1 protein-coding gene is annotated in these 243 nt (G+C 64.6%); it reads left to right on the top strand.

The features are described 5' to 3' along the window. Positions 1 to 243 (top strand): aminotransferase class I/II-fold pyridoxal phosphate-dependent enzyme (locus SB764_RS43915; RefSeq protein WP_410867300.1); only part of this gene is annotated, 243 nt, incomplete at both ends.

The following is a 243-nucleotide window of genomic DNA, read 5'->3' as shown; positions in this document are numbered from 1 at the left end:
CCGACATGGAGCGCATCATCGCCGCGGCGAACCGGAGCCTCGTGGTGATCGACGAGGCTTATCAGCCGTTCGCGCAGCAAAGCTGGCTGCCGCGCGCCGATGCGTTCGACAACGTCGTCGTGATGCGCACGGTGTCCAAGCTCGGTCTGGCCGGGATCCGCCTCGGTTATCTGGTGGGCAAGCCCGCGTGGTTGACCGAATTCGACAAAGTGCGGCCGCCGTACAACACTAACGTGCTGACCC

The organism is Paraburkholderia sp. SIMBA_027, assembly GCF_046535315.1.
GTDB classification, from domain to species: Bacteria; Pseudomonadota; Gammaproteobacteria; order Burkholderiales; family Burkholderiaceae; genus Paraburkholderia; species Paraburkholderia tropica.
This window is presented reverse-complemented; position numbering and strand designations above follow the sequence as displayed.